The following is a 960-nucleotide window of genomic DNA, read 5'->3' as shown; positions in this document are numbered from 1 at the left end:
GTGAGCTCCCCCTAGCCCTTGTGCCTCTGAGCCCGCGGGAGAGATTGTGCCCCGGCTGTCTATTTCCCTGTCGCCTTCTAGACCGAACGGTATCCTGTGCCTATGAGCACCCACATATAAGGATGGTCCGGCGATAAATTACAGACATGTTTATGGAGTGCCATCATGCGCAGAACCCCTGTCGGCGTTGATATCGCCAAACTCAAGTTTGATGTCGCCGTACTGCTGGACAATCAGAAGTATAAAACCAAAAAGTTTGCCAATACCCCTTCTGGGTGCCGCGAGTTCGCGGCCTGGTTGAGCCGCTTTGGCGACTGTCATGTCTGCATGGAGGCCACCGGGAGCTACAGCACGGAGCTGGCCACTTATCTGGCAGACAACAACTACCACGTCAGTCTGATGAACCCGGCGTGTATCCATTCCTTCAGCAATACAGAACTCACCCGGAACAAGACGGACAAAAGCGATGCAGCGATGATAGCCCGCTACTGCGCACTGCATCAGCCCGACCCGTGGTTCCCGGCCCCGTTGAGTGAACGCCAGTTGACCGCGCTGGTGAGGCATCTTAAGAACCTCGAAGAGATGCGTCAGATGGAAGAAAATCGTCTGGAGGTAGCAGAGGCGGTCATCGTCCCTTCACTCAATGAGCACATCGCCACGTTGGATGACCTGATACGAGAAACGAAGAAGAAAATCAGCCAACACATTGATGATAACCCAGACCTGAAGCGGGACAGCGACCTGTTGAAAAGCATCCCAGGAGTAGGAGATATGCTGAGTTCCAGCCTGCTGGCCTTCGCAGGGAACCTGCGGCGGTTCACCAGCAGCAAGGCCCTGGTCGCCTATGCAGGACTGAATCCACAGCGATGTGAGTCGGGGATGTTTAAAGGGAAAAGCCGGTTATCGAAAGTGGGACACGGTGAGCTGCGAAGCGCGTTATACATGCCCGCGGTGGTGGCA

Annotated in this window: 1 protein-coding gene; it reads left to right on the top strand. The window is 55.2% G+C overall.

Annotated elements, in window-relative coordinates; all coding sequences use genetic code 11:
- Nucleotides 1-165: 165 nt before the first annotated feature.
- A partial coding sequence (locus tag ACKWMY_RS28185; RefSeq protein WP_409487544.1) for an IS110 family transposase occupies nucleotides 166-960 on the top strand: 795 nt, incomplete at its 3' end.

This window comes from Serratia sp. J2 (genome assembly GCF_046269175.1).
Lineage (GTDB): Bacteria > Pseudomonadota > Gammaproteobacteria > Enterobacterales > Enterobacteriaceae > Chania > Chania fonticola_C.
This window is presented reverse-complemented; position numbering and strand designations above follow the sequence as displayed.